At 42.7% G+C, this 23,677-nt stretch carries 28 protein-coding genes and 4 pseudogenes; 16 read left to right on the top strand and 16 right to left on the bottom strand.

Annotated elements, in window-relative coordinates; genetic code table 11:
* Positions 1-8 precede the first annotated feature (8 nt).
* The 7 genes and pseudogenes from R7R78_RS03870 to R7R78_RS03840 all read right to left on the bottom strand — a co-directional run.
* Positions 9-479: a potassium channel family protein gene (locus tag R7R78_RS03870; protein ID WP_225473083.1), complete on the bottom strand. Its 471-nt coding sequence runs from the start codon at positions 477-479 to the stop codon at positions 9-11.
* A 4-nt stretch (positions 480-483) separates the two neighbouring features.
* Complete coding sequence (locus R7R78_RS03865) at positions 484-1,176, bottom strand: hypothetical protein (protein ID WP_225473082.1); 693 nt, start codon at positions 1,174-1,176, stop codon at positions 484-486.
* A gap of 18 nt (positions 1,177-1,194) precedes the next feature.
* Positions 1,195-1,593 (bottom strand): DUF2170 family protein, encoded by a 399-nt coding sequence (locus R7R78_RS03860; protein WP_225473081.1) that lies wholly within the window; start codon positions 1,591-1,593, stop codon positions 1,195-1,197.
* Between the two features lie 378 nt (positions 1,594-1,971).
* Positions 1,972-2,185 (bottom strand): annotated as a pseudogene (locus R7R78_RS03855) (transposase); the annotation flags it as partial.
* 83 nt (positions 2,186-2,268) lie between these two features.
* Complete coding sequence (locus R7R78_RS03850; protein WP_225473080.1) at positions 2,269-2,577, bottom strand: hypothetical protein; 309 nt, start codon at positions 2,575-2,577, stop codon at positions 2,269-2,271.
* Positions 2,578-2,621: 44 nt separating this feature from the next.
* Positions 2,622-3,072 (bottom strand): annotated as a pseudogene (locus R7R78_RS03845) (DNA polymerase V subunit UmuC); the annotation flags it as partial.
* Between the two features lie 12 nt (positions 3,073-3,084).
* Positions 3,085-3,460 (bottom strand): annotated as a pseudogene (locus tag R7R78_RS03840) (LexA family protein); the annotation flags it as partial.
* A gap of 158 nt (positions 3,461-3,618) precedes the next feature.
* On the opposite strand from R7R78_RS03840, the gene R7R78_RS03835 reads away from it, so the two are divergent.
* Entirely contained in the window at positions 3,619-3,795 is a 177-nt protein-coding gene (locus R7R78_RS03835) for a hypothetical protein (protein ID WP_225473079.1), read from the top strand.
* A 126-nt stretch (positions 3,796-3,921) separates the two neighbouring features.
* Positions 3,922-4,110, top strand: coding sequence for a hypothetical protein (locus R7R78_RS03830; protein ID WP_213899862.1), 189 nt, complete (start codon positions 3,922-3,924; stop codon positions 4,108-4,110).
* Positions 4,111-4,378: 268 nt separating this feature from the next.
* Here the strand turns inward: R7R78_RS03830 and R7R78_RS03825 are convergent, their stop codons facing one another.
* The gene (locus tag R7R78_RS03825; protein WP_225473078.1) at positions 4,379-4,675 is read right to left on the bottom strand and encodes a hypothetical protein; all 297 of its coding nucleotides are present in this window, start codon (positions 4,673-4,675) and stop codon (positions 4,379-4,381) included.
* 298 nt (positions 4,676-4,973) lie between these two features.
* Here R7R78_RS03825 and R7R78_RS03820 point away from each other — a divergent pair, with 298 nt between their 5' ends.
* From R7R78_RS03820 to R7R78_RS03800, 5 genes and pseudogenes are all read left to right on the top strand, one after another.
* Positions 4,974-5,480: a DUF6933 domain-containing protein gene (locus R7R78_RS03820; protein WP_318119321.1), complete on the top strand. Its 507-nt coding sequence runs from the start codon at positions 4,974-4,976 to the stop codon at positions 5,478-5,480.
* A 144-nt stretch (positions 5,481-5,624) separates the two neighbouring features.
* On the top strand, positions 5,625-6,008 hold the full coding sequence (locus R7R78_RS03815; RefSeq protein WP_225473075.1) for a nuclear transport factor 2 family protein: 384 nt from the start codon (positions 5,625-5,627) through the stop codon (positions 6,006-6,008).
* Between the two features lie 202 nt (positions 6,009-6,210).
* Complete coding sequence (locus tag R7R78_RS03810; protein WP_225473073.1) at positions 6,211-6,504, top strand: hypothetical protein; 294 nt, start codon at positions 6,211-6,213, stop codon at positions 6,502-6,504.
* A 162-nt stretch (positions 6,505-6,666) separates the two neighbouring features.
* Entirely contained in the window at positions 6,667-6,957 is a 291-nt protein-coding gene (locus R7R78_RS03805) for a hypothetical protein (protein WP_225473072.1), read from the top strand.
* A gap of 183 nt (positions 6,958-7,140) precedes the next feature.
* A pseudogene (locus R7R78_RS03800) lies at positions 7,141-7,612 on the top strand (GNAT family N-acetyltransferase).
* Positions 7,613-7,840: 228 nt separating this feature from the next.
* Here R7R78_RS03800 and R7R78_RS03795 read toward each other — a convergent pair.
* The 5 genes from R7R78_RS03795 to R7R78_RS03775 all read right to left on the bottom strand — a co-directional run bounded on the left by R7R78_RS03795 (position 7,841) and on the right by R7R78_RS03775 (position 11,285).
* Positions 7,841-8,662: a hypothetical protein gene (locus R7R78_RS03795; RefSeq protein ID WP_225473071.1), complete on the bottom strand. Its 822-nt coding sequence runs from the start codon at positions 8,660-8,662 to the stop codon at positions 7,841-7,843.
* 452 nt (positions 8,663-9,114) lie between these two features.
* A complete protein-coding gene (locus R7R78_RS03790; RefSeq protein ID WP_225473070.1) occupies positions 9,115-9,570 on the bottom strand; it encodes a hypothetical protein in 456 nt (151 codons plus the stop codon).
* A gap of 17 nt (positions 9,571-9,587) precedes the next feature.
* Positions 9,588-10,157, bottom strand: a complete 570-nt coding sequence (locus R7R78_RS03785) for a relaxase/mobilization nuclease domain-containing protein (RefSeq protein WP_262634092.1) — start codon at positions 10,155-10,157, stop codon at positions 9,588-9,590.
* A gap of 194 nt (positions 10,158-10,351) precedes the next feature.
* Entirely contained in the window at positions 10,352-10,546 is a 195-nt protein-coding gene (locus tag R7R78_RS03780) for a hypothetical protein (protein ID WP_225473069.1), read from the bottom strand.
* A gap of 91 nt (positions 10,547-10,637) precedes the next feature.
* The gene (locus R7R78_RS03775) at positions 10,638-11,285 is read right to left on the bottom strand and encodes a hypothetical protein (RefSeq protein ID WP_225473068.1); all 648 of its coding nucleotides are present in this window, start codon (positions 11,283-11,285) and stop codon (positions 10,638-10,640) included.
* Between the two features lie 645 nt (positions 11,286-11,930).
* Here R7R78_RS03775 and R7R78_RS03770 point away from each other — a divergent pair.
* Positions 11,931-12,071 (top strand): hypothetical protein, encoded by a 141-nt coding sequence (locus R7R78_RS03770; RefSeq protein WP_213899853.1) that lies wholly within the window; start codon positions 11,931-11,933, stop codon positions 12,069-12,071.
* 118 nt (positions 12,072-12,189) lie between these two features.
* Here the strand turns inward: R7R78_RS03770 and R7R78_RS03765 are convergent, their stop codons facing one another.
* Positions 12,190-13,893: an FAD-dependent oxidoreductase gene (locus R7R78_RS03765; RefSeq protein WP_225473067.1), complete on the bottom strand. Its 1,704-nt coding sequence runs from the start codon at positions 13,891-13,893 to the stop codon at positions 12,190-12,192.
* Between the two features lie 151 nt (positions 13,894-14,044).
* On the opposite strand from R7R78_RS03765, the gene R7R78_RS03760 reads away from it, so the two are divergent.
* From R7R78_RS03760 to R7R78_RS03750, 3 genes are read left to right on the top strand one after another with little or no spacing between them, the layout of a single operon-like run.
* Positions 14,045-14,335, top strand: coding sequence for an ArsR/SmtB family transcription factor (locus tag R7R78_RS03760; protein ID WP_005376206.1), 291 nt, complete (start codon positions 14,045-14,047; stop codon positions 14,333-14,335).
* A gap of 5 nt (positions 14,336-14,340) precedes the next feature.
* Positions 14,341-14,754, top strand: coding sequence for a YeeE/YedE family protein (locus R7R78_RS03755; RefSeq protein WP_254901900.1), 414 nt, complete (start codon positions 14,341-14,343; stop codon positions 14,752-14,754).
* 14 nt (positions 14,755-14,768) lie between these two features.
* Complete coding sequence (locus R7R78_RS03750; RefSeq protein WP_054700899.1) at positions 14,769-15,209, top strand: YeeE/YedE family protein; 441 nt, start codon at positions 14,769-14,771, stop codon at positions 15,207-15,209.
* 52 nt (positions 15,210-15,261) lie between these two features.
* On the opposite strand, the gene R7R78_RS03745 is transcribed toward R7R78_RS03750, so the two are convergent.
* Positions 15,262-16,125: an endonuclease/exonuclease/phosphatase family protein gene (locus tag R7R78_RS03745; RefSeq protein WP_225473066.1), complete on the bottom strand. Its 864-nt coding sequence runs from the start codon at positions 16,123-16,125 to the stop codon at positions 15,262-15,264.
* 309 nt (positions 16,126-16,434) lie between these two features.
* On the opposite strand from R7R78_RS03745, the gene nrdD reads away from it, so the two are divergent.
* Together nrdD and nrdG are read left to right on the top strand one after the other, a co-directional pair.
* Complete coding sequence (nrdD, locus tag R7R78_RS03740; RefSeq protein WP_225473065.1) at positions 16,435-18,555, top strand: anaerobic ribonucleoside-triphosphate reductase; 2,121 nt, start codon at positions 16,435-16,437, stop codon at positions 18,553-18,555.
* Positions 18,556-18,637: 82 nt separating this feature from the next.
* A complete protein-coding gene (gene nrdG, locus R7R78_RS03735; RefSeq protein WP_151515557.1) occupies positions 18,638-19,108 on the top strand; it encodes an anaerobic ribonucleoside-triphosphate reductase-activating protein in 471 nt (156 codons plus the stop codon).
* A gap of 84 nt (positions 19,109-19,192) precedes the next feature.
* Here the strand turns inward: nrdG and R7R78_RS03730 are convergent, their stop codons facing one another.
* On the bottom strand, positions 19,193-20,578 hold the full coding sequence (locus R7R78_RS03730; protein WP_005388027.1) for an MATE family efflux transporter: 1,386 nt from the start codon (positions 20,576-20,578) through the stop codon (positions 19,193-19,195).
* Between the two features lie 120 nt (positions 20,579-20,698).
* Between R7R78_RS03730 and R7R78_RS03725 the strand changes: the two genes are divergently transcribed.
* From R7R78_RS03725 to R7R78_RS03715, 3 genes are all read left to right on the top strand, one after another.
* Positions 20,699-21,556 carry an AraC family transcriptional regulator gene (locus R7R78_RS03725; protein WP_213907658.1) on the top strand — a complete coding sequence of 286 codons (858 nt, stop codon included), beginning with the start codon at positions 20,699-20,701 and terminating at the stop codon, positions 21,554-21,556.
* Positions 21,557-21,711: 155 nt separating this feature from the next.
* The gene (locus R7R78_RS03720; RefSeq protein WP_017634625.1) at positions 21,712-22,899 is read left to right on the top strand and encodes an aromatic amino acid transaminase; all 1,188 of its coding nucleotides are present in this window, start codon (positions 21,712-21,714) and stop codon (positions 22,897-22,899) included.
* 11 nt (positions 22,900-22,910) lie between these two features.
* On the top strand, positions 22,911-23,594 hold the full coding sequence (locus tag R7R78_RS03715) for an ATP-dependent zinc protease (RefSeq protein ID WP_064354793.1): 684 nt from the start codon (positions 22,911-22,913) through the stop codon (positions 23,592-23,594).
* Positions 23,595-23,677: the final 83 nt, after the last annotated feature.

Genomic DNA, 23,677 nt, shown 5'->3' with positions numbered 1-23,677 from the left:
AGGATGCTCTAAACCTTTTTCATCAGAAACGATGACGATTTTTTCTTATTTGCTTGGAGAAGCTTTGTCAGCTTAGCCGTGCGTTGTGGTATCCAACCAAAGACAATGATATGTCTACTGAGATCGCTCACGTCAATTGTTCCTGCTACAAATCTTTTTTTCAGTGTTAAGTACAATTCGCCTAACTTCGCCAGCGCTGAGCCAAATAGCAAAATACCAGTAGGGGCGATAATCAATGCATAGAACAACCGGCCTCCAGGCGTTACTGGTGAGATATCCCCGAAGCCAACTGTGCTCATTGAGACACTGTACCAATAGGTATAATCAATAAAGTTTTGGGTCAGCGGTTCACTGAATGCGGCGAGCATTGCCCATGTAAAAAGGTAGTGAATGAAATAGGTGGCGAGGAGTACTCGCCACGTTGTATTTCCCACCATCCTTTGCAAGAAACTCACTAGCAATGGACGATGTAAAAACATTGAATCACCAACCTAAACCGTCATCATCGGTTGTCGCTGCGTCGATTTTATCTTGTAGGCTATTTGATGAAGCGTTCTTACGTTCACGTTGCAGTCGAATGAGTTCTCTTTCTTCTTCTTGACGTCGGGCGAGTTTTGACACGGCACCGCCGCCAGCTACAGATACGCCTTTAATCTCTGCTGCAAGCTCTGTTTGTGCTTTGTGAACTTTAATTAGCTCAGCATTCGCACGATAGTTTGCAATCAGTTGCTCTTCTGCTTGGATTTCATTTTCCATCTCTACAATCAAAGTGCGATTTTCTTTAATTGTATCTAGCGTGAACTCATATGCTTCAATCTGTGGCGTATACTTCGCTTTTAGTGACTTGATCTCGTTATGAATTTCTAGGCCTAAAGCTCGGAATTCTGTTGCTTTTTGCTCATCACCAGCTGCTTTAGCGTTGTCATGGCGTTGTTTGATGTCTGCCAAACTCGCTTCATAACCTTCTACTTGAGACTCGTAAGCTTCAAGGTCTCGTTTTTGGACACGGTTTTTTGCCTCGCACTCATCGACTTTCTGTTTTGCGCCAGTTAGACGTTTACGAGCACGAGCAATATTCGACTCATGAATTTCTACGCCATAGCGGTCATCGATAGCCTCTTCTGCTTTCTTGGCTACGGCTTCGCCAAGTCCAAATAATTTTTTAAACAAACTCACGGTGTATTTCTCCTGAAATTAGTTTTGCTGATTATGCTCAGTAATCAGCTGCGCGACTTCAAACGCGTTGATAGCCAGTTTATTAAGCTCTTTCTCTACGCCTTCGATAGGCGTGTTAGACAATGTCTCACCTAAAATCACATAGCATTCTTCGCCATCGATCTCTTCCAAGGCGAAACTAGATAAAGGCAACAGCTTTGCTGCTTTCAATAAGCAATAATTCAGTTTTGCTGGATCCTTAACCTGATCGACCGAGGCCAGCACTGCCTCAGCGGTCATGTATTCTCCGTTTATGACAACAGCAATTGCTAAGTCTTGATGCTCTTTTAAAACAACAGAAAGAGAAGATTCACCGATCACTGTAGGGATGAACTTAGTTTCATTTAAAGATGATGCCAATTCGTTAGCAGTCCACATATTCACTTCCATCTGTATTTGTTTGCTATAAGTTGTGCTCACTCATGAGGAAAAACGTTCCCACTGAGTTTACTTCAAACCGCACAGGTGGCGGTCAAACGATATCGTCTTGTTCAGGGGAGGAGAGTACGCCTTTAACCATTCGGTTAGCTTAGAAATATCAATGGGCGTATCGGACCTGCTTGAAAAACAAAGCAATTATATCGTGATGGTTAGGGTTATTCACTTGGCAAAATGTCTGTTCGTATAAGCAATCTCACGGTTCTTGCCGACATAAAGAAAGCATGTTCTATTTTGATGTGTCTTTGGTGCTTTTTGATAACTTGGATGTGCAATTCAATTAACGGGTTTGCATGCGACAAAAAGGTATACGTGAGCAGGATCTGCTTGATTCGTACTCTTCTTTCCTAAGGCTAAATACACCAGAGGAAGTTTTTCTATTGGACAGAAAACTGTAGTAACGCACCATTTTAAAATGGTGCCGAGGGATACGACTCACGAACCGTAATATCATATCTTCCTTCGTCAACGTCTTCGTTTTGTTCTGACCATCTCGATGGTCTAGGTACTTAAACATGCCCGTTCCTCCGTTGTTGGCTCATCGCTCGCAGCTTCAATTTGATGGCTGTCCGCCGTGTGTTCAGACATCCACTCCGTTACACGTTGCTGCCCTAATTATGGTGTTGTGTAGCGACTAAGATAGTCGTAGCACCGCAAATCAAAGTTTGGGCCTTCATCAGCGTTTGTTTCTTGCGGAATTTTTTGCGTGAGAGAGTTGTAATCGTCGTAGCTCACTAAACCAGTACGAGTTCGATGGATTTGCTCAAGGTCGAAAATATGTTCTCTGTCTGGCGTACCACCGCCTTGGGAATGATAAATCATTGGTCCTAGGTATTTGTCTTGACAATTTATCGATACCACTTCATTCATTACACGAACATCAACGCTGAAACGAGCTAAAAAGCTTTCTGGTGTTTGTAGCAATCATTTACTGCTATCTTTGATGTCGCCACCGATGTGCCAGGGATGGACACAGTTAGCAAGGCAAGAGTTGGGCAAAAGCCAACACAAACGGGTAAGCGACATTCTCTCCACATCGATCGCCTCAGGTTCATTCCATGCGTTTTCAAGGATGGAATGGCAGGGTAACAACGTTCTAATGATAGGAAAGATTCATCGATACTTTACATGTGTTGTTCTGGAGCGAGTCGACTAATAACTTGCATCATTTGGGACGACAGGTCTGCGTACAATTCGTAATTGGATGATAAGGTAATGATTCCTTTCTGCTCACAAAGTGCTTTAACTTGAAAGAATGATTTGAACTTCTCAATGCCTGCTTCTTTGGCTTGTCGATTTGCAGCCACCACGCCCCCCGTCGCTATTGGAAAGAACAACGACGGGCTTACCTCGCCAGTCGGGACGGAAAACTTGCTCAGCACTACAATAAAATGAGTTCGAATCGACTAAGGCATACATTATTTTTGCTCTCAGCAGGTTACTTGGTCGATGACAACGTATGGATCTGATGACTACACCTTCTAACGAAAATGAGTCACATTCGGTAATCAGGGTTGGTTGATACTTACTGTGTGCCGATAATAGCCGCTTGCGATGAATATGAATTCACCATTGAGGTTTGTGACAATAACGTCGTTCTGTTTAACATCTATATGTCGAAAACGATCAGCAAATCCTGATCAAATATACCTAGCCCTTGCATGGAATCACCACATGCTCGCCCGATGAAGGTTGCATTGGGATGCTCTACTAGCAGTTCGTCTAGATCTAGAGAGTTGAATGTATTCAGTAGCTGGAGACTAAATCCAGTGATGCCAGCATGTGCGCTAATTGGAATAACTCTCATAAATAATACTGTGTAAGTGAACAGTATTATTTGGTGTGAAAAGTCATTTTGGCAAGTGGGTGTAAACTGTCGGCCTAATATCTCAGCAAATTTAATTATGTGATTTGAAGGTTTGTTCCTATGTTTCTGATAATCAAGAATATATGAGGACAAACGTAGTGATGGAATTAGATCAAAGGCGACTTACCGCGGTTAAGAACCTGCTTATTGAGATCGAGTTTTGCACTGATGAGGTGGTCGAAGAGGGGAGTCGAAAAGGGCTGTATATAGATATAAACGATTGGCATCTTTACCCAGTGTTTCAGTTTGATGAAGAGATGGAAATATATGGTTAACTAAAGAGACGTCTTGATGACTTAAGAGCAGGCCGAGATGAAGTTGATGTCCTTCACGGGAGCTTTTCTGAGAAAAGCGTGCTGATGTGCAAGGCGGTTACGTCTTACTAGTTGGTCGAGAAAGCTTTGAGTTTCGGTGACTTAAAAGCTCATTATGAACTGGTGTCGGCAGAAGCTAGACAGAGTGAGTATCTGACCGCTCGTCCTATTGAGTACCTAGGAAAAGACGAATTCGACGTATTTGTCGACGATTGGAAGCTTGGAGACTATCGAATGATCCCGAGGAAAGAGGTTAAGGGCATTTCGGGGTGGTGAAGCTGAAGTAGGAAACATCAAAGCGTGACTTTGAGCCTAGTAATTTCCCCTATCAAAAGTTATCCGAAGGAGTTAGGGTAACACTATTATTCTGAAACTATGAGGCATCATACAATCTAATTTCTTTTAACTTTCATTAACCTATTGATTAGATTGTTGGTATGGTATTAAAAAGGTTACATAATAGGAATATGAAATGGGCTAAAAGCCGCATAGAAAGCGTTATGCTCTTTGGAGGGGATAATGACATCCTTATCCGATATTAGCTCTAGGCTTCAATAATCTTTACTTTGTTGTATTCGCGTAGAGCTCGCCCACCGATAGGATTAGTACAGGTTAAGTTGATTAAGTATTCACCTGTTGAAAGTAGGTTGGCGGCCTCAGTGAGTGTTGGAACACAAACCTTATTTTTTGCCTTGTTTGTCCTGTTTGAGTCAGTTGGCGTATGAATCTTTTTATTTAGCACATAATGACCATCAAGGTTCTGCTTTGCGACAAACTCTAAGCCTTTAACTTTACCACGTGTACCAGTAGCTGAGATTTTGATTACGTTTTTATATTTCATTTTAAGTCACCCTGAATTGCGTGCGTAGATCATAAATTGGTAAGCCTGCGTAATCAAAAATAAATTAATCTCTAAAAATCAAAGCAATAAAATGCATTGGAACGAGCATAACAAAGCATTTAAGAGGGATTCTCAACGCTTGGCATTTTCAGTTTGAGTCGGCAGTAGTGTTTACGGCACAATGCTTTAGGTAGGGTGGTTTGCGTTGTTCACCCCTTAACGCGGCGTTATGCTGCAATGAGCTTTCGATATGATCTAATGTTACATAAATCGTTATTATCCCGAGAGAAATCGAATCATGTATCAATTGCGCTGCACTAAGAAATCACAAGACTTGCTGGGTCTTAGACCCCAAGACATGTCAGATATTGAAAGCGAACATCATATTCTCGGTAATTGGTATATGCATACATTTACTCAAGAGCGTCGAAAATGTCTCTTTTTCATGGAAGAGAAAACTCTGATGTCTTTTGTGCTTATCGGTTTCAAAAAGTCAGAATTCAAGCATTTTAATGAAGCTTTCAAAAGTGGGTTGTTGACCTTACTAGAGCTTGAAAATGCTCCAAATGAGATTCTTTCTTCGTTTGGAAATGCAGAGCCGAATATTAGCTTTACCAAAACTGACAGTCGAAAGTTACTTGGTCACGTTAACGATAAAATGTCGTTGTACCAAGATTTCATATATTCAGATGGCGGTTTTGAGCATTGTGATGTAGCGCAGATCACCGCAAAAATTAATAGAATGCCTCAAAAAGAGCTGGGTTGGGCATTATCAATAGATGTCTTCAATGAGCTCTTCAACTAGCAACATAACAAACTGTTCAAGAGGGATTCGCAACGCGTGGCATTTTTACTATGCGTTACGTTTGGTGTTTAGGTTGTATGTGGGGGCATCGGTATTGCGTTGCTCACACCTTAACAGGGCGTTGTGAAAATGAGGGGAATTAACATGTTAGATAGTGAAAAAATCGAATTAATAGAATCTTATGTCAGTAGCTACAATGCTTTTGATGTGGTTGGATTACTCGATCTTCTTGACGATGGTGTAGTGTTCGAGAATGAGTCAAATGGAGAAATTACCGCTCGTTCAAACGGCAAAGTTGAGTTTGAAAGCTTGGCTTCTGAGTCGGCAAAGATTTTTAGTGCTCATCAGCAAGTTGTGCTAGCTACGGAGATGTTGGAAATGGCAGCGACGGTCAACATTGAGTATATGGGGACTTTGGCAATAGACCTACCTAACGGTCTCAAAGCGGGGCAGGTTTTGGAGTTAAAAGGTCGAACATACTTTGAGTTTCAAAATGGTAAAATTAGTTACATAAAAGATGTCAGCTAAATTTGTATAACAAACAATTTAAATAGATTCGCAACGCTCGACATTTTTGGTTTAAATCAGTTTTAGTGTTTAAGGCGGTGTGCCGCGGCTTTTGTATTACATTGCTCACACCTTAACAGGAAGTTTTGCCTTTTCACGTTGAACAATTCGTGCTAATAAGTGCTTTAATTTGATTGGTCTTGTGAATGTATTGGTTGTTGTCATGAAATCTGAGTTTATAGTTATCGGTTTAATTAGCAGTTTTTCTATAGGTAGCTTAGCTAACGATATTCGGATTACCACGCCTGTTGACGAAAAAGAAGTAGGCTGTTCCAGTGTTGTTTGTAAAAATATTATTGCAGAAAAAAGTGTTAGTAAAGCAGGGGACTTTCCAGAAAGAACGGGTAATGAAACCTTCTCGGCTATAGGGAATGTATTATTCGTAGTTGGTGAAATGGGTTTAGCTGAAAACTTGCAAGAAGATAATGTTGACCACAGGGTTATGAAGCACCCTTGAACATAGGTATAACAAAGCATTTAAGAGTGATTCCCAGCGTGTGGTATTTTTACTGTGCCTCGATTTTAGTGTTTAAAGTGGTTACGTGAGCTTCGGTATTGCGTTGCTCACCACTTAAGCGGCGCTAGTGCTCTCGCTAAAAATCAAGAATAAGGATTTTTAATGTCAAAATTTCAGTTTTATAGTAAGCCCGATACCAATGATAAAGCGTTTACATTTCTAGATATGGGCACAAACAGTTTTCTCGATGAAAAAGAAATATTATTTAAGCAGGGGTTTGAGGTCTCAGGAGATGTCATTTTTGCCGCTACTCCAAAAGAGGCTGTAGAGAAATATAGATCAAATTTTTTATATGTATCAGAAGAATACACGTATTCAAACTTGATTACAGCGATACCTTTGCTATTGATTGATTGTTTTAGGTGGGCATTTGGTCGCCGTTCAAAGCACTAAAAAAGTATTTAAGGCAGATGCGCAATGCATGGCATTTAGGTTTCTTTTAAATTTAGCGTTTACGTCCATAGTGGTTTAGGCTCAGTGGCAGTGTTGCTCATTACTTAACGCGGCGTTAGCCCTCAAAAGTAAAATATGGATACTTCCCCAGAAATAGAGTTATCTAAAGAGTAGCATAACTCAATTGAAGTCCTCAGAAACAAGTCGTTTCCTGAACATCAAGTAACTCGTTCTTACTATAAGCAACTCCCGTATATGAGGGCTTTAAAGTACAGAGATGATCAACTGGTTGGTGACATGGGGCTGGACTATAGAGTTGTTAGCGTCGGCGATGAAATTTACAAATATTGGGCGTTAGTGACTTTTATGTTGAACAATCACCTCAAAGAAATGGTATTGGAACTGCCATGTTGTCTCAACTCAGCGAGTATGCCTCAAGCAAACAGATCGACTTTATTAATTTAATCTCCGATTTAGATACTTTTGTTATGGTAATGGTTATCTTCGTCTTAGTTCTTTAAGCTCTTGGTTGCGAATACATGATCATAAGAATGATGGCGTTGCAGTTGATCAAGTCGATGATTTGTATGTTAAACCGATTAGCGGTAAAACTTGGGCTGTTGGTCATATAAACTGGTTAGGGTATATGTATTAGTCGGGTATCGGGCTAGCAAATTGTTCAAGAGGGATTTCAGCACGCGCGGCATTTTTTACTATGCGCTGGTTTTAGTGGTTAAGGCGGCATCGGTGTTGCGTTTCTCACACCTTGACAGGGCGTAATATTCAAATTAAGCCAATAAGGTTCTGTCCAAAATAAGCTACGCGCGGTGTGAAATAGGGGCTCGAAAGAGCCCCAAGCATTGTCATGACTTAGACTTTGTCCCTACTTTACGGCTCTTCCTCTTAACGCTTCAAAGGTTGCTCTAACGCGAGATGTGGTGTTGGAAGTGGCGTTTTCTGAAAGCGGCGTCAATAAACTTTCGTCGCAGATAGTGAAACGGGCCATGCAGTCTTGCTCGAACTTAGATTGCTTCTCCTTCTTGCCCAGACCTCCAATCGTTCGACCCATGTCATACTTTTTGTCCATGAATTTGGCGAGCTCATCATTTTGGTACTTCTCTACATTAAAGCTTCTATAGCCGTAGCCCATGTTAGACAGTATCGACTCTAGAAGGGCCAAGGCCTGCTGAATGTCCTCGGCTTCATACTCTTTTAGCTCTAATCCTCTTGAATCAGTTGTGCGACTGCCGTCGGCACGTTCAATTTGACCAATAGTTTCACACAAATGGTGGATCGGGGCAGCGAACTGATGAATGGTATCGCCGTTTTCGAGAGTAACAGTCCCTCGTTCAATGTTTGCCACGCGTTCGAGGTTTTCTTTGACTGCAAGTTTGAGATACACCTGAATTTTCTCGAAGTAGCTGTCTTTTAGAGACATGATGTGTGGTTGAAAGTGCTCTGTGGCGTATCTACGCTCTATGTCGTACTTTGAGTTTGGTATCTTAGTAGCGGTATCCAATGGGATCTGGAAGATAACGTCAAATGAGACGACAGAGTCTCTATCAATAACAGTTCCTCTTACTGATATAGACTTACCGTTATCACGTGGTAGACGCAATTGATACCATACCTTAATGTTTGCAGTATTTGCGTTTTCTTCTCTCATGTCGGAAATGATTTTATTTGCTTCAATTACACTGATCATAAGTTGTCCTTTTTATTATATTTATTAGTAAGGTTATTTAAATAGTAAGCTCTTGTTTTTCCAAGCAATATAAAGTTATTTTACATATTTTTACTATTAAATATTAATTCGTGGTTTTTTTCATACTTGGATTGCTAAGTTAGTGATTTATTTGCATTAGTTTGTTTGGTAATTAATTTACTTATATTTAAAAAATATTTTTAGTCAACTTATTATTCTGATTAAGAACCATAATAAGTTGACTAAAATTAGTAAGCTAGAGTTTACTCTTTAAGGTTAGAGCTAGCCCTTGCTCCTCGCACATCTCTAAGTAGCGTTCGATATGTCCGCTTGCGTTTGCATCTTGTATAGCATTCAGAATCTGGGGGATGGTGTGGACGGTGTGTAGTCCGTCGTCGCGCCTTAACTGGAAGTCTTGTTGCTCTTTGTAGTCTCCCAGATGGCTTTCTGCCTCAATAGTAAGGGGAACAAAAGCCCAACATATGCAGCAATGATTCAATGAACTCAATCAATAGCTCTGCCAGATGTTGATTGACTAATGCAAAGAATTCATCACGAGTCATTTTGGGAGAATTGAACCAAGATTTGCTGTAGCGTTCCTTATGCCATTTTTGATTGATTTTCACCCTGAAAACAAAGGCATGAAGCTTGGAGTCGTATTCCCTGGAACCGCCCTCGTTGTAAAGTTGAAGGTAAGTGCGGAGGCGTGAGTACTTGAGAGCTTTATTGTTTTTTGTGAAATCTCTCGCTCTGAAGCGAAGCACCACATTGCAGTGGCGGTCATCATGACTCAGAAGATGACCGTGCTCATTCTCTATGGTCTGGGTTGGGCCTTTAACAATGGCATAAGCACGCTTAGATTCAAGAATATTTAACTGTTTAAGGCTTTGACTGTCACTTTCGGTCATTGTAAATCGACCGTTATTCAGCAGTTTTTTAGGGAGTATGCGTTGCTGTGTCCCATCTTTGAAGAAGGAAAGTACAAGGCTGGCCTGTTAGTCTTGTTTCGTGATTTATTGGGCTTACTTAAACGATAGGACATACCGTTGGGTAGCTTGTCTGTTTGAGATTTGTAACTAAGCCTAGCTTGCACACCAACGGCTTCTAACTGCTCTAGAAAAACTGGGAGGGTTGGCTTTGCATTAAGAAGCCTGTTTTGTTCAAGAACAAAGTCTAGCTTGCGTCGTGTTTGGGCTTTATCGCCCCCTTTAACTTTTTGGTTTGGTGTGATGCGAATGGGCTTTAGTTTATAGTTCTCATCCCTTTCGTTAATCTTATCGCCTGGATTGGCGACGCTACCGAGTCCAAATTCCTTTTCAATTTCACGCATGACCATCGTGGCTTTAGGGTGGTTCTGCCATTCGTTAACGACTTTCTTTGTTTTGACATCTATGGCTCCGCAGTTGATGTGGATATGGCTATGGTCAGTGTCATGGTGAATAAACACAACATATTTTGTGTGTTGAAGTCCCATTCTACGCATATACTTCTTCACGAGCTTGCGCTATTGTTTATGGCTAAGCTGCTCACCTTTCTGAAGAGATATCATTCGGTGGCTGGTGGGTTTCTGCAGGCCAGTCTTGCTTTTATAATTTGCTATCTCACGACCGATGTCAGACCAATTCATCTCGTGAACCTTGAAGTTGGGCGTTTTTAAGATAGGGAGTGGTGATGAGATGTTGTAAGCCATTAGGAATTCGGTTTTTTCACTAATGATGTTTTCTTCTTCATGAGGCTTGAACTTGCCAGAAGCGTATTCGACAAGGATACATTGCTGTAGATCTTTGGTTGTGCCTGCCGCGTAGCTAGTGGTGCAGCAGACTGCTCTTCGATGGATTGTTTTTTGTTTGGCGTTTTCGTCTTGAAAATCTTGTGAATAGCCATCGTTACACCTTTTTATAATTGTAATGTGGTGAGTAGAATCGGTAGGTTCGACCCGACGGGGTCGGAAGGGAGCGACATAGTCGCCCCTTGGTTACATGTAAGTTGCTTCTTCGCGCAGTTCTTTGAAGTCAGCGAGTTTTTGAAGCTGCTCTTGGGTCAAATGCCTATTAGCAAGCATCAAAGCGAAATCTGAGTTGTATTCACCCAGCTCTTGTTGCTCTCGCTCAGCAAGTTTTTGTTGAATCAGTGATAGGTATTCGATGATAAGGTTTACTGTTTCTTTATCTAAAACATTCTCTTGCAGGGCATGCATCAGTTGAACGCTTGAGAACTGGATATCTTCATTGATAGATTCAAGAACACATTCATCAACGCTGGGCCTCTCAATCTGGCTGACTTGCAGAGCTGGTGTAAGGTTCAGAGTGATATCACGCATGTAAGTGGATAGGTGTTTGTAGCCTAGCTTTGTTCTACGGTACTCAAGGTCAGCTCTTTCTTGCGGGGTTATATTTATTTTAACTTGTTCACTGCATTTGGCTTCTGCTAGTTTTCGTGGTCTACCACGGCTAGGTTTATTGAGGTATTGTTCAATAAGCTCTAAGGCTTGAAGCTTTTCTTCAGAATCACGTAGATGGCGATACAAGCCTCGTTCTTCGAACACAAGCTGACGTTGTTCAATAAGTTCAGCTTTGCTCATTTTTTCTAGTCTTTTTCTGATACTTAGATCGAAAATATTCATACTTGTTACCTTTATTATTTTTATTAGTGGTACTAGGAGCGGAGCGACGAGCGCAGAACCGCAAGGTTCGAGCACCGCAGCACTAGCAAGGAAGCTCCGCAGGACAAGCTGCTAATTAATTTCGAGGAACGAGAAATAAATAGTACTGGCTTGTTTCCGTGTTTTGTAATTTAGTGGAACCACTGTGGTTATTCTTATGCCCGCACTCATGGAGTGCGTTCCCATTATTCATGGGCGTAAATTAAAATAGTGTTCCTATGTTTTATTTTAATCCAATGTGTGCGATTTATTCAACTGACATGAAATTTAATATTGAGTATAGTTTGAGTTATTTGGGAAAAAATTTGTTTTTGTCATATGAAGTAAGTTATGTATTGATAAGTTAATAAATGATAAATCACTTACAGTGGGGGTATATTAGAGTGGACTAATTCCCGCATAATATAAATTTATAGTTAGTCAACTTATTACTTTTTAAAAGGTATCGTGTGGTGATTTTGGGTATTGGATTGATTAGGTTAATAATTAACGATTCGAACCAAATTAAATGAGTAGGAGAATAAATACCAGTATGCTTAAGGCTGATTATGTTGGCCGACTTCGTCGAACTTGTCGAGTTGAGGTCGCGTGCTAAGTGGAGGGGTTATGGATGGTAAGGTAAAACAGCGCAGAGCTAGGAAAGCTTATACTTCTGAGTTAGCTGAATCCTTTGCAAAAGCTGTTAATTTGGCAGCAAAGCAGGTTAGTAAAAAGAAACCTGTTTCCTCTTCAGCAACGCTGAATTAAAAAAGAATGTTGTAAAGCTTGTTCAGCGAAAAAAGTAGCATTACCTATTTCTTTGCTTCATAAACAAAAAAGGCGCACACAGAGTGCTCCAAAGGATAAGGGCAGTGTTTGGTTTACCTTAAGCAGTGGCGAACTTGTAAGTGCGATAGCCGCCAAGCAGGTTACGTGCTTTAAACCCTGAGTTGACCAGCTGACGATAGGCGACGTTACCGCGCAAACCGACCTGACAATAAATCACGATCTCTTTGTCTTTAGGAAGTTCGTGCATGCGACGACGTAGTTGATCGACAGGAATATTAATTGCACCTTCAAGATAACCAACGGACTCCAATTCACCAGGATTACGAACATCAAGTAACAGTTGGTCTTCTGTCAGTGAATCCATTTCATCATAATGAATCGCGGTCGCATCGCCTTTGATGATGTTATTTGCCACAAACGCCGCTTGGTTAATTACATCTTTAGCAGAGCCATAAGGTGGCGCGTAAGTTAGCTCAAGGTGTTGCAGTTGTTCTACCGTCATACCAGCACGCTGAGCAACTGCCATTACGTCGATACGTTTATCAACACCGTCTTTACCTACTGCTTGCGCACCTAATATTTTACCTGTTACTGGATCAAACAGCATTTTGAATGACACGGTTTCTGCACCTGGGTAGTAACTCGCGTGACTTGCTGTATGCACATACACTTTTTCATAAGCGATGTTTTCACGTTTCAGCTGTTTCTCGTTTTTACCAGTAGAAGCGACGGCTAAATCAAAGATCTTACAGATCGCCGTGCCTTGCGTACCTTGGTAAGTTTCTTGGCGGCCAAGCATGTTGTCTGCTGCCATTCGGCCTTGACGGTTTGCCGGGCCCGCAAGTGGCACTAGAGTTTGCTCGCCAGTCACGAAGTCTTTCTCTTCTACCGCGTCGCCGACAGCGTAGATCGAAGGATCGCTGGTTTGCATGTATTCATTGGTATAAATACCACCAAGAGCGCCGATTTCTAAGCCAGCTTCTTTTGCTAATTTGGTCTCGGGGCGAACACCAATTGCCATAATCAGAATATCGGTGGTGAGTCTTTCACCATTGTTTAGTGTTAATTCCAATTCACCTTCTAGATGTTGGTGTTTTTCGCTCTCACCAGAGTCGAAACTTGCCACGTGCTCGTTAGGTACGAATTTCACCGACTCAAGTGCGACGCCAAGTTTAAGGTCGATGCCTTTCTCACGAATTTCAGCATGTGCGAAGCCAGCCATTTCACGGTCAACGGGCGTCATCACTTGATCCGCCATTTCAACTAATGTGGTTTTTATGCCTAGCTGGTGGAAGGCTTCCATCATTTCCAAACCGATAAAACCACCACCAACGACCGTAGCGTGTTCAACTTTGTTGGTTTCGATCGTTTTAATGATGCGATCCATATCTGGAATATTGCGCAGCGAGTGCGTTAACGGGTTATCAATACCCGGAATAGGCGGCACAGCTGGACCTGCGCCAGGGCTGAGTAGAAGAAAGTCGTAGCTCTCTTGGTATTCAGAGCCATCAAGCAAATTGTTAACCGTAACCGTTTTGTCTTGACGGTTAATAGAAACCACTTCGTTCATCACACGGACATCAACATTGAAACGCGCTAAAAAGCTCTCAGGCGTTTGAAGAAGCAGTTTGCTGCGCTCTTGGATATCGCCACCAATGTGATAGGGCAAGCCACAGTTTGCAAATGACACAAATGGACCGCGTTCAAACATAATGATTTCTGCGTCTTCACTAAGACGACGAGCGCGAGCTGCTGCAGATGCACCGCCAGCAACCCCACCAATAATCACGATTTTGCTCATGGATTTCTCCTGCTGAATGATCGAAAACGCCTACACCTTACTTAAATAAATTAGCTGAGTCTAATGTTATTTAATCTACATTAGCATTGACTTAATAATATTAATTAGTAATATCTAATAAAATGTAATGTAGTAATGAAGAGGCATAAGAATGGGCGACAGTATGCTACAAAGTGCGACCGAAGCGAGTGAGCTGCTTAAAATTATGGCTCATCCAGAGCGCCTAATCGTGATGTGTAAGCTGATTGAAGGTGAGAAAGGGGTCGGTGAACTGTTTGAAGGTTCATCATTAAGCCAATCTGCTTTTTCACAACATCTCACCGTATTGAGAAAGCACGACATCATTAAAGCTAGGAAGGTTTCTCAGCAGGTATTTTATTCAATTTCTGATGAAAGAGTTGGTCCGCTGGTTGAAGCGTTTAAGCAAGTTTTCTGTAAGTAATTAGTTTGGCGGATGCTATGTTTGAAGTTCCTTGGATGTCGCTTTTGGGCGGCATAATAGTTGGCGTATCAGCGATAACACTGATGCTATTTACTGGCAAGACTGCTGGGATCAGTGGGATCTTAAACGGTGCCGTTGAGAGCGCAGACCGCGTTTGGCGAATTGTTTTTTTAATTGCGATGGTATTAGGTGGCTTGTTTGCTGTTTATGTTCTTGGCGGGCATGTACCAGATCAGTACAGCGGTTCTCTTATTTTAGTTATCGTTGCTGGCTTGTTAGTCGGTGTTGGTACGCGTATCGGCAATGGTTGTACTAGTGGCCATGGCATTTGTGGAATAGGGCGTTTCTCAATCCGTTCTGTGGTCGCGACGTGTACTTTTATGGCCACAGCCATGTTAACCGTCTTGCTAGTATCGTGAGGAATAGTGTCGTTATGAAAACTCACGTAATGAAAAGTATTAAGCAAATGTCCGTTGTTGCATTTTCTGGTGTGCTCTTTGGTATTGGTATGGTGGTCTCTGGTATGGCTGAACCGGCAAAAGTGATTGGCTTTCTCGATATTACTGGGGCATGGGATCCAAGCTTAGCCTTCGTAATGGGCGGAGCACTTGCGGTGTTCGTTCCAGCTTATCTTTTATTAATAAAGCCAAGAAGCGAATCTGTGTTTGGTGATGAGATTGTATGCCCAACTTCTAAAGCGATAGACAAAAAGTTAGTCGGTGGTGCTGTACTGTTTGGTATTGGTTGGGGCTTACTGGGTGTGTGTCCTGGTCCTGCGGTTGCCAGCCTTATTACTGGCAACACACAAGTTCTGCTCTTTATAGCGGCAATGTTGGTTGGGTCATTCACCGCTAAAAGAATGGTTCGTGGCTAAAGAGTTCTTCAACGCAAAAAGAGTATCTCAACGTTAACAGAGAACTTAAACGCTAAAAAGTGAGTGTCGTAGAAACCGGGCAATGGTCACTCAGTTTATAGTCGAGTACATCTTGTGTTTTGAAAACGGTTTGAACACCAGACGACGCCTTTAAATCACCACTCACAATAATGTGGTCTATCACCGAGCGGAATTGATGGGTTTTATTCGGATTACGATTAGAACGCACTTTACATTCCGCTTTAGTGTCTTTAGTCACTAGCTTTGCACTAGTATTGTCCGATATCACGTCCCATAACCAATCTCCTTGATAACCCAAGTTGTGGTTAAAGTCGCCAAGCACGACATAATGTTGTTTGTTGTCCTCGCGCGCCTTTATCCACTTAGCTAGTGCCTGTCCTTGTTGTTTCACTATCTTACAATCGCGGTTATTACTATACGCGCCACTGCAACCCGCTTTCAGATGTACAGAGAGTAGGTGAGTCTCGTTTTCTTGGTTTGGATTTAAAACAAGGTAGCTCGCGAAGCGCAGCTTGCTGTTGCCTCGTGTGATAGAGAAGTCTGGCTTGTCTAATACGCTTACGCCATTGCGCACGGCAAAGCCTGTGTATTGGTTGGTGTCGTTAAACTGAAGGTGTCGGTTGGAGGCGTTTGAACGATCGGAAAGATAAATAGTGAAGTCATTGCCAACAGCTTTTTGCATTGCAGCGACGCTTTCGACTTCTTGAAAAGCAAGAATGTCGGCTTGTGTTTTATCCACATAGTGGGTCAGTTTTTCAAAATCTTGTGGTGTTCTCGACACTTTTCCACCATCTATAGATAACCATTCTATGTTCCAACTGGTTAGATTGATGGAGTTTTGAGCAAATGAAAGAGAACTAAAAAGTAATATTAACGTAACAAAAAGTGATCGCATTTTGGCCTGTTGCACTCCTATCTTTTAGCGTATTCCTTTCCATCCTTTATCCTACAAGACCTCCAAAAATAGCAAGTAGATTTAGTACCAATTTTGCAATTTTCATGGTTTTCTTCGCAACTGAGATCAACGCCAATAAGATCGATTTCTTCTTGTTCGCTAGCCAATCTTTATTGATCAAAATCAATGTTTTCGAGTGGTGCTTCTCGTTAAATACGCCACAATATATTGTGTTGTTAGAATGAAAAATAACCCCATATAGTGTGTTTGTGGATAACTCTGTGAGTATGCTCGGGTAAGGAGAACAAGGTGAAACCAATCGTAATCAAACGCGACGGATCAAGAGCTCCGTTCAACAGGGATCGTATCCAAGCAGCAGTTGAAGCAGCAGCGGAAAACAAAGATAAAGATGTCGCTATTTATGCTCTTAATGTGGCTCTTGCTGTCGAGTTACAGTTAAGAGAACACGATGAAGTTCACATCCATGAGATTCAAGACTTAGTCGAAAATGAACTCATGCAAGGTCCTTACAAAGCCCTAGCGCGTTCTTACATTGAATACCGCCACGATCGCGACATCGCTCGTGAGAAGCAAAGTGCACTAACTCGCGAAATCGAAGGTTTGATTGAAGAAAGTAATCTGGATCTAATCAACGAGAACGCGAACAAAGACGGCAAAGTAATTCCGACTCAACGTGACTTGTTGGCTGGTATCGTAGCGAAACACTATGCGAAGACGCACATTCTTCCTCGCGATGTGGTTCAAGCGCACGAAGTGGGTGACATTCACTACCACGATTTAGACTACGCACCGTTCTTCCCAATGTTTAACTGTATGCTTATCGATCTTAAAGGTATGCTGACGCATGGTTTTAAAATGGGTAACGCTGAGATTGATACGCCAAAATCAATTTCGACTGCAACAGCGGTAACAGCGCAAATCATTGCTCAAGTCGCGAGCCACATTTACGGTGGTACAACCATCAACCGTATTGATGAGGTTCTAGAACCGTACGTAATCACAAGCTACGAGAAACACCTAGAGATCGCAAAAGAGTGGAACATTGCTGAGCCAGAAGAGTTCGCAAAAGCGCGCACTGAGAAAGAGTGTTACGACGCATTCCAATCTCTAGAATACGAAGTAAACACGCTGCATACAGCGAACGGTCAAACCCCATTCGTTACGTTCGGTTTTGGTCTTGGTACAAGCTGGGCATCCCGCCTTATCCAGAAATCGATTCTGAAGAATCGTATTGCAGGTCTAGGCAAGAACCGTAAAACAGCGGTATTCCCTAAACTTGTATTCGGCATCAAAGATGGTTTGAACCACAAATCAGAAGATCCCAACTACGACATCAAGCAACTTGCGCTTGAGTGTGCGTCTAAGCGTATGTACCCAGACATTCTTAACTACGACAAAGTAGTGGAAGTAACCGGTTCATTCAAAACGCCAATGGGTTGCCGTAGCTTTCTTGGTACTTACGAAGAAAACGGTGAGCTGATTCACGAAGGTCGTAACAACCTTGGCGTCGTGAGCTTGAACCTTCCTCGTATCGCTATCCGTGCAAACGGAAGCGAAGAGAAATTCTACGAGCTTCTAAATGACCGCCTACGTCTTGCTCGTAAAGCACTAGAGACACGTATCTCTCGCCTTGAAAACGTGAAAGCACGTGTGGCCCCAATCCTATACATGGAAGGCGCATGTGGTGTTCGCTTGAAAGCAGACGACTCAATCGCAGATATCTTCAAGAACGGTCGTGCGTCTATTTCTCTTGGTTACATCGGTGTACACGAGACAATTAACGCGCTATTCGGTACAGAAGCGCACGTTTATGATGACGCTGTTTTGCGTGAAAAAGCGGTCGCGATCATCAAGCATCTAAAAGATGCTGTGAATCAATGGGCTGGCGAAACAGGTTATGGCTTCAGCTTATATGCAACGCCAAGTGAAAACCTATGTAGCCGTTTCTGCCGCATCGATGCGAAAGAGTTCGGCGTAATTGAAGGCGTAACAGACAAAGGTTACTACACCAACAGCTTCCACCTAGATGTTGAGAAGAAGGTGAACCCATACGACAAGATCGACTTTGAGATGCCTTACCCAGAAATCTCAAGCGGCGGCTTTATCTGTTACGGCGAGTTCCCGAACATGCAACGTAACGTTGAAGCACTAGAAAACGTATGGGACTACAGTTACACCCGAGTGCCTTACTACGGTACAAACACGCCAATTGATGAGTGCTACGAGTGTGGCTACAACGGCGAGTTTGACTGTACAAGCAAAGGCTTCACTTGCCCAAGCTGTGGTAACCATGACTCAACTAAAGTATCAGTAACACGTCGAGTTTGTGGCTATCTAGGCAGCCCAGATGCACGCCCGTTTAACTTCGGTAAGCAAGAAGAAGTGAAGCGCCGAGTTAAACACCTGTAAGGTTAACTACCACTCGTTTACACTTTGAAAATCAACTTTAAACAGGTTGATTTTCTCTTTCTCGATAACACAGAGACGCATTATGAATTACCACCAATACTATCCAATTGACGTTGTTAACGGACCGGGTACGCGCTGTACGCTGTTTGTGTCGGGTTGTGTGCATCAGTGCCGTGGCTGTTATAACCAGTCGACGCAACGTTTGGATTCTGGTGTACTTTTCACGCAAGAAGCGGAAGACAAAATCATCGCTGACTTAAACGACACGCGTATCAAACGCCGTGGCTTGTCGTTGTCGGGTGGAGATCCGCTTCACCCTGCTAATGTGTCTCATATTTTGAAGATAGTGAAAAGGGTGAGAGAGGAGTGCCCAGGTAAAGACATTTGGGTTTGGACTGGCTACACGCTGACGGAACTGAATGACGCGCAAAGGGAAGTGGTGCAATACATCGATGTTTTGATTGATGGTAAGTTTGAACAAGACAAGAAAGACCTCAATCTCGAATGGCGTGGCAGTTCAAACCAAATCATTCATCGATTTACGGACATCTAATCAAGCATTCTCCGCACATAAAAAGAGCTCACGCGTGCAGAACGGGTGAGCCCTTATGGTGTGAGTTCGTTAATGTCTTTTTGGTTACGCTGTCACCGATTGGTCATCTTCAACCATATTATTTATCCAACGTTTAGATTGAATACGGTAAGTCGTCAGTACGCCTTTCACTAACTCTTCCGCGAGCAGAGACATCAAGACAAAATGCAAAGGCAGCCCTAACACCATGCCTGTGTAATAAGTAAGGGGGATGCCAATAGCCCACTGACCGAACGTGTCGATGAAAATGCTATAGCGAATATCAGCGCCACTCTTTAGTACGCCGCCAATCCCAACCATGTTAAACACCCTCAAAATCATACCTAGCGCCATGACTAAACATACGTTAAGTGCCATGTCTGCATCGGTTAACGGGCTCAGTACCAATAGGTGATGAATCATGGGCGAGCTCAACCACACTAGGAAAAACAGCAAGGTGGCTAAGATTGCGCTGGTTAACACATACCACCACGCCGTTTTCTCGACTCGGTCATAATGTTTTGCACCAATATCATTCCCAAGAAGAACGGATGCAGCGACCGCAAATCCCATAAAAGTTGAAATCAGTACCCCTTCAATCGGTGATAAGAATGAGATGATCGCCAGTTCTGAAACGCCCAATTGACCATAGATGATGCTGTAAACGATCAATCCACCAGTCCAAAGCGCATCGTGGACCAACATGGGTAAAGAAACCTTAAAGTACTTTTTTCGATACTGTTTTAAGCGGCCTTGTACCCAATCGAACTTAGTCGGAATTAGGTAAGCATATCGTTTGTAGAAAAAATAAATCAAGACAGCGGTTTGGAAAAATCGAGAAACAAAACTACCTACGGCTGCACCAAATACGCCCCATTGAGGGAAACCAAATAAACCAAAAATCAAAACATAATTAAGCGCGACGTTAACGACAATGGCGGAGATACTAACGTTGGTTGCCAGTTTGGTTTGGCCCACGGAGCGCAATACCGCTTCAATCGGTACTACTATCGCCGTAGCAATGAGGCTAAAGCCCGTAACCACAAGATAATCACGTGCATAAGTGACGTATTCAGGATCGTCTGACATAAAAGAGACGATCTCTTCATCAAAAATCGCATAAAGAACGATAAACGGCAGCGTCACCAAAATGGAAATAAACCAAGATTGCGCCAACGTTCTGCGAATTCCGGCTAGGTTTCCTGAGCCGTAGTATTGAGAAGCAAGTACGGTAACTGCACCGCACAGGCCAAAGACAACCGCTAGGTTGAAGAAAAAGATACGATTTCCAACTCCAACTGCTGCCGTTGCAGATTCTCCGAGTAGGCTTACCATGAAAATATCCACGACGCCGAGCAAAGCAAAAAGCATGGACTGAAGTGAAACAGGTAGGCCAATCGTAATCAGCTTTTGCCAAAATGCTTTATCGATGTATTCGCGTGTTAAGAGCATCGCATTTCTCCTTAAAGATTAATGCGAGTAGTTTATCCTCATGATTTGGCGGTGTATTTTTCAAAGGAATCCAAAACCTTTGTAAAACTCTCTACTAACGCACATGTGAGCCAATAAATCATGGAAGATAAACAAGAACGCTACGCGATTTCAGAAAAAACTTATCAAGAGTTTATTGATCACAGTCGAGTATTAGCACTTGAGGAGAGAGGCATTGTGCAGTGCGGCATTGCCACTTGTCGTGACTTCTTCTCTGTTTATCGTAAAAACCAAAAGAAACACATGCTGCTCTATACGGTGCGTGGTAAAGGGTGGCTAGAGAGTGGGGCTTGTCGATACGATTTGGAACCGGGCTCGTTGATTACAGTACCCGCAGGTGTTGAAAACGGTTTTGGTATAGAAGAAGAACCTTGGCAGATCGCGTGGCTTTTTCTTGCTCCTGATAGAGAGTGGCCGATATTAGAATGTGATGTTCGCTATCAGCTTTCATCTACACCTGAAGTGATGTATGCATGTATCCAAACACTACTACGCAGCATTCACCTTCCAATCGATTATGGTGGTGCGGTAGGTGAGCATAGTGTGGCTCAGTTAGAGCTGATGTTAAACATGCCGCCCTCAGAGTCGATATCACGCAGCCAATTGAGGCTTCGGCGTGTATTTGACCTTGTCCAACGTCAGCTCCATAAGGATTGGAGCGTTGAGCAGGTGGCGGCTCTATATCCATGTTCGGAGCCTCATTTGCATCGACTGACTCAAAAGCAGTTTGGTCGAAGCCCAATGGCACATTTAACGCGTATGCGCATGGAATATGCTGCTAGGTTACTTCGTTCAACAGAATGGCCAATTCAGCATATTGGAGAAATAGTCGGATATCCGACCAGCGCTAACTTTAGTACACGTTTTAAAGCGTGGTCGACCATGACACCAAGAGAGTTTAGAAAAAACGGTAGAGTGGATTGGTACGACGAGGAGTGAATCGTTCTTTTTCTGAACGATAGAGCGCACAAAACTCACCGCAATCCAGAATTTTGTTCTCTAATTGATGAAATAAGTGAAAAATCATTTCGTCATTTTTTGCGATGGTGTTAACGTGAGGTTCGGTACTTGAATTTCAAAGGGTTATGACTTTCATGTTTTCTAATCTCCCAACTCCCGTATTAGATCCTATTTTATCTCTATCCGTTGCATACCGTAACGATGAACGTCCAAACAAGGTTGACCTTGGCATTGGCGTATACAAAAACAGCGCAGGCGAAACGCCGATTATGAAAGCCATTCAAATGGCGCAGGATGTCGTTGTTGAAACTCAAAAAACCAAGTCTTATGTTGGTCTTGCGGGTTGCGAAGAATTTAATAAAAGCATGATCGATTTGCTGCTGACGGGAACGTCTGCAATGGATCGTGTTGCAGCTATTCAAACGCCAGGTGCAAGTGGTGCGCTGCGTATGCTCGGTGATCTAATGAAGATCGCACAGCCAGATACGACGGTTTGGATTTCCAACCCAAGCTACGTAAACCACAAGCCAGTGATGGAAGCAGCAGGCCTTAAAGTTAAGTTCTACCACTATTTCTCTTCGGAAACGAAACAAGTAGACACCGCAAAAATGATGGATGATCTTGCGAAAGCTGGGCCTTCAGATGTGGTACTTCTTCATGGTTGTTGCCACAACCCAACTGGTGCAGATATTGACTTCTCTGCTTGGCAAGCCATTACAGAATTGTCGCAGAAGAACGGTTTCATCCCATTTGTGGACATTGCTTACCAAGGCTTCGGTGATGGCCTAGAAGAAGACGCAAAAGGTCTTCGTTTTATGGCAGATAACGTTGAAGAGATGTTGATTACTACTTCATGTTCGAAGAACTTTGGTCTGTACCGTGAACGAACTGGTGCAGCGATTGTGGTTGGTAAGAACATGCATGATGTAACCAATGCAAAAGGTAAACTCCTCACTCTAGCTCGCTCGACTTACACGATGCCACCCGACCATGGTGCAGCTTTAGTCAAGACCATTCTGCAAGATGACAATCTCACTTCCGTTTGGAAGCAAGAATTGAGTGAAATGCAACATCGTTTGGTTAGCCTTCGTCAAAGTTTGTGTAACGAGTTGAGAAACAACCATAATACAGATCAATTTGATTTCATTGAGGGTCACAAAGGCATGTTTACTGTGCTAGGCTTTAGTGGAAACCAAATGGCGCAACTGCGTGAAGATTATGGCATTTATGGTGTTGGCGATGGTCGAATTAACATTGCCGGACTTACCGAAACTCATATTCCATACGTAGCGGACGCAATTAAGAAAGTATCTCAAGCTTAATTGGAGTGTGGATGAAAAACTGGAAACTGATTCTGCCGCTTATGATGAGCGGCAGTTTAATTGCTTGTACGTCAACTCAAACGACGCAGGAACCTGTTGAGCCAGAGTCGCCAAAGGTCGAAGCGCCCGTTAAAGTCGAGCCAGAAGTGAAACCTGATGTAGATCCAAAGCCAGAGGTGGAGCCCAAACCAGAAGCGAAACCTGAGAAAAAGCCGGAACCAAAGCCTAAGAAGCCAGTCAAGGTCACAAAAACACCCGATGGCATGTTAATTCTTGGTTCTGAAGAATGGGTTTATGTTCCTGAAATTGACCAGACTTTCAAGGCTAGAGTCGATACAGGTGCGACAACATCATCAATTAGTGCGACTGACATTGTTCCGTTTGAGCGTGATGGTAAAGACTGGGTTAAATTTAAGATAGATTTAGGTGACAAAGACACCAAAGAATTTAAAGTACCCGTTGAGCGCTGGGCTAAAGTTAAGCAGTCTTCGTCAGAAGAGGTGGATAAACGAGCGGTGGTAAAAGCCTACATTACCGTTGGGGATCACAAAGAAAAGACAGAGTTTACGTTAGCGGATCGCGGACATATGACGTTTCCAATTTTGCTTGGTCGAAGCTTTTTTAGAGATATTGCCGTTGTGGATGTATCGAAAAAATATGTGCAAGATAAACCTAAAAAAACCGCTAAAAACTGATGTATTAAAGCTAGTTTCTGCTACAAGCTAATAATTCTTGATTAGCAAAAAATGGCCTCCAAAATCGGAGGCTATTTTTATTG

The sequence above is a fragment of the Vibrio sp. 2134-1 genome (assembly GCF_033339495.1).
Note: the sequence above shows the minus strand (reverse complement) of the source record. Positions and strands in the feature narration are given on the sequence as shown.

Excerpts from the sequence above, each read along its gene's own strand:
- R7R78_RS03870 (WP_225473083.1), bottom strand. The coding sequence starts at position 479 with ATGTTTTTACATCGTCCATTGCTAGTGAGTTTCTTGCAAAGGATGGTG.
- R7R78_RS03860 (WP_225473081.1), bottom strand. The coding sequence starts at position 1,593 with ATGTGGACTGCTAACGAATTGGCATCATCTTTAAATGAAACTAAGTTC.
- R7R78_RS03825 (WP_225473078.1), bottom strand. The coding sequence starts at position 4,675 with ATGAAATATAAAAACGTAATCAAAATCTCAGCTACTGGTACACGTGGT.
- R7R78_RS03820 (WP_318119321.1), top strand. The coding sequence starts at position 4,974 with ATGTATCAATTGCGCTGCACTAAGAAATCACAAGACTTGCTGGGTCTT.
- R7R78_RS03815 (WP_225473075.1), top strand. The coding sequence starts at position 5,625 with ATGTTAGATAGTGAAAAAATCGAATTAATAGAATCTTATGTCAGTAGC.
- R7R78_RS03810 (WP_225473073.1), top strand. The coding sequence starts at position 6,211 with ATGAAATCTGAGTTTATAGTTATCGGTTTAATTAGCAGTTTTTCTATA.
- R7R78_RS03805 (WP_225473072.1), top strand. The coding sequence starts at position 6,667 with ATGTCAAAATTTCAGTTTTATAGTAAGCCCGATACCAATGATAAAGCG.
- R7R78_RS03795 (WP_225473071.1), bottom strand. The coding sequence starts at position 8,662 with ATGATCAGTGTAATTGAAGCAAATAAAATCATTTCCGACATGAGAGAA.
- R7R78_RS03790 (WP_225473070.1), bottom strand. The coding sequence starts at position 9,570 with ATGACCGAAAGTGACAGTCAAAGCCTTAAACAGTTAAATATTCTTGAA.
- R7R78_RS03780 (WP_225473069.1), bottom strand. The coding sequence starts at position 10,546 with ATGGCTATTCACAAGATTTTCAAGACGAAAACGCCAAACAAAAAACAA.
- R7R78_RS03775 (WP_225473068.1), bottom strand. The coding sequence starts at position 11,285 with ATGAATATTTTCGATCTAAGTATCAGAAAAAGACTAGAAAAAATGAGC.
- R7R78_RS03770 (WP_213899853.1), top strand. The coding sequence starts at position 11,931 with ATGGATGGTAAGGTAAAACAGCGCAGAGCTAGGAAAGCTTATACTTCT.
- R7R78_RS03765 (WP_225473067.1), bottom strand. The coding sequence starts at position 13,893 with ATGAGCAAAATCGTGATTATTGGTGGGGTTGCTGGCGGTGCATCTGCA.
- R7R78_RS03760 (WP_005376206.1), top strand. The coding sequence starts at position 14,045 with ATGGGCGACAGTATGCTACAAAGTGCGACCGAAGCGAGTGAGCTGCTT.
- R7R78_RS03750 (WP_054700899.1), top strand. The coding sequence starts at position 14,769 with ATGAAAACTCACGTAATGAAAAGTATTAAGCAAATGTCCGTTGTTGCA.
- R7R78_RS03745 (WP_225473066.1), bottom strand. The coding sequence starts at position 16,125 with ATGCGATCACTTTTTGTTACGTTAATATTACTTTTTAGTTCTCTTTCA.
- nrdG (WP_151515557.1), top strand. The coding sequence starts at position 18,638 with ATGAATTACCACCAATACTATCCAATTGACGTTGTTAACGGACCGGGT.
- R7R78_RS03730 (WP_005388027.1), bottom strand. The coding sequence starts at position 20,578 with ATGCTCTTAACACGCGAATACATCGATAAAGCATTTTGGCAAAAGCTG.
- R7R78_RS03725 (WP_213907658.1), top strand. The coding sequence starts at position 20,699 with ATGGAAGATAAACAAGAACGCTACGCGATTTCAGAAAAAACTTATCAA.
- R7R78_RS03720 (WP_017634625.1), top strand. The coding sequence starts at position 21,712 with ATGTTTTCTAATCTCCCAACTCCCGTATTAGATCCTATTTTATCTCTA.
- R7R78_RS03715 (WP_064354793.1), top strand. The coding sequence starts at position 22,911 with ATGAAAAACTGGAAACTGATTCTGCCGCTTATGATGAGCGGCAGTTTA.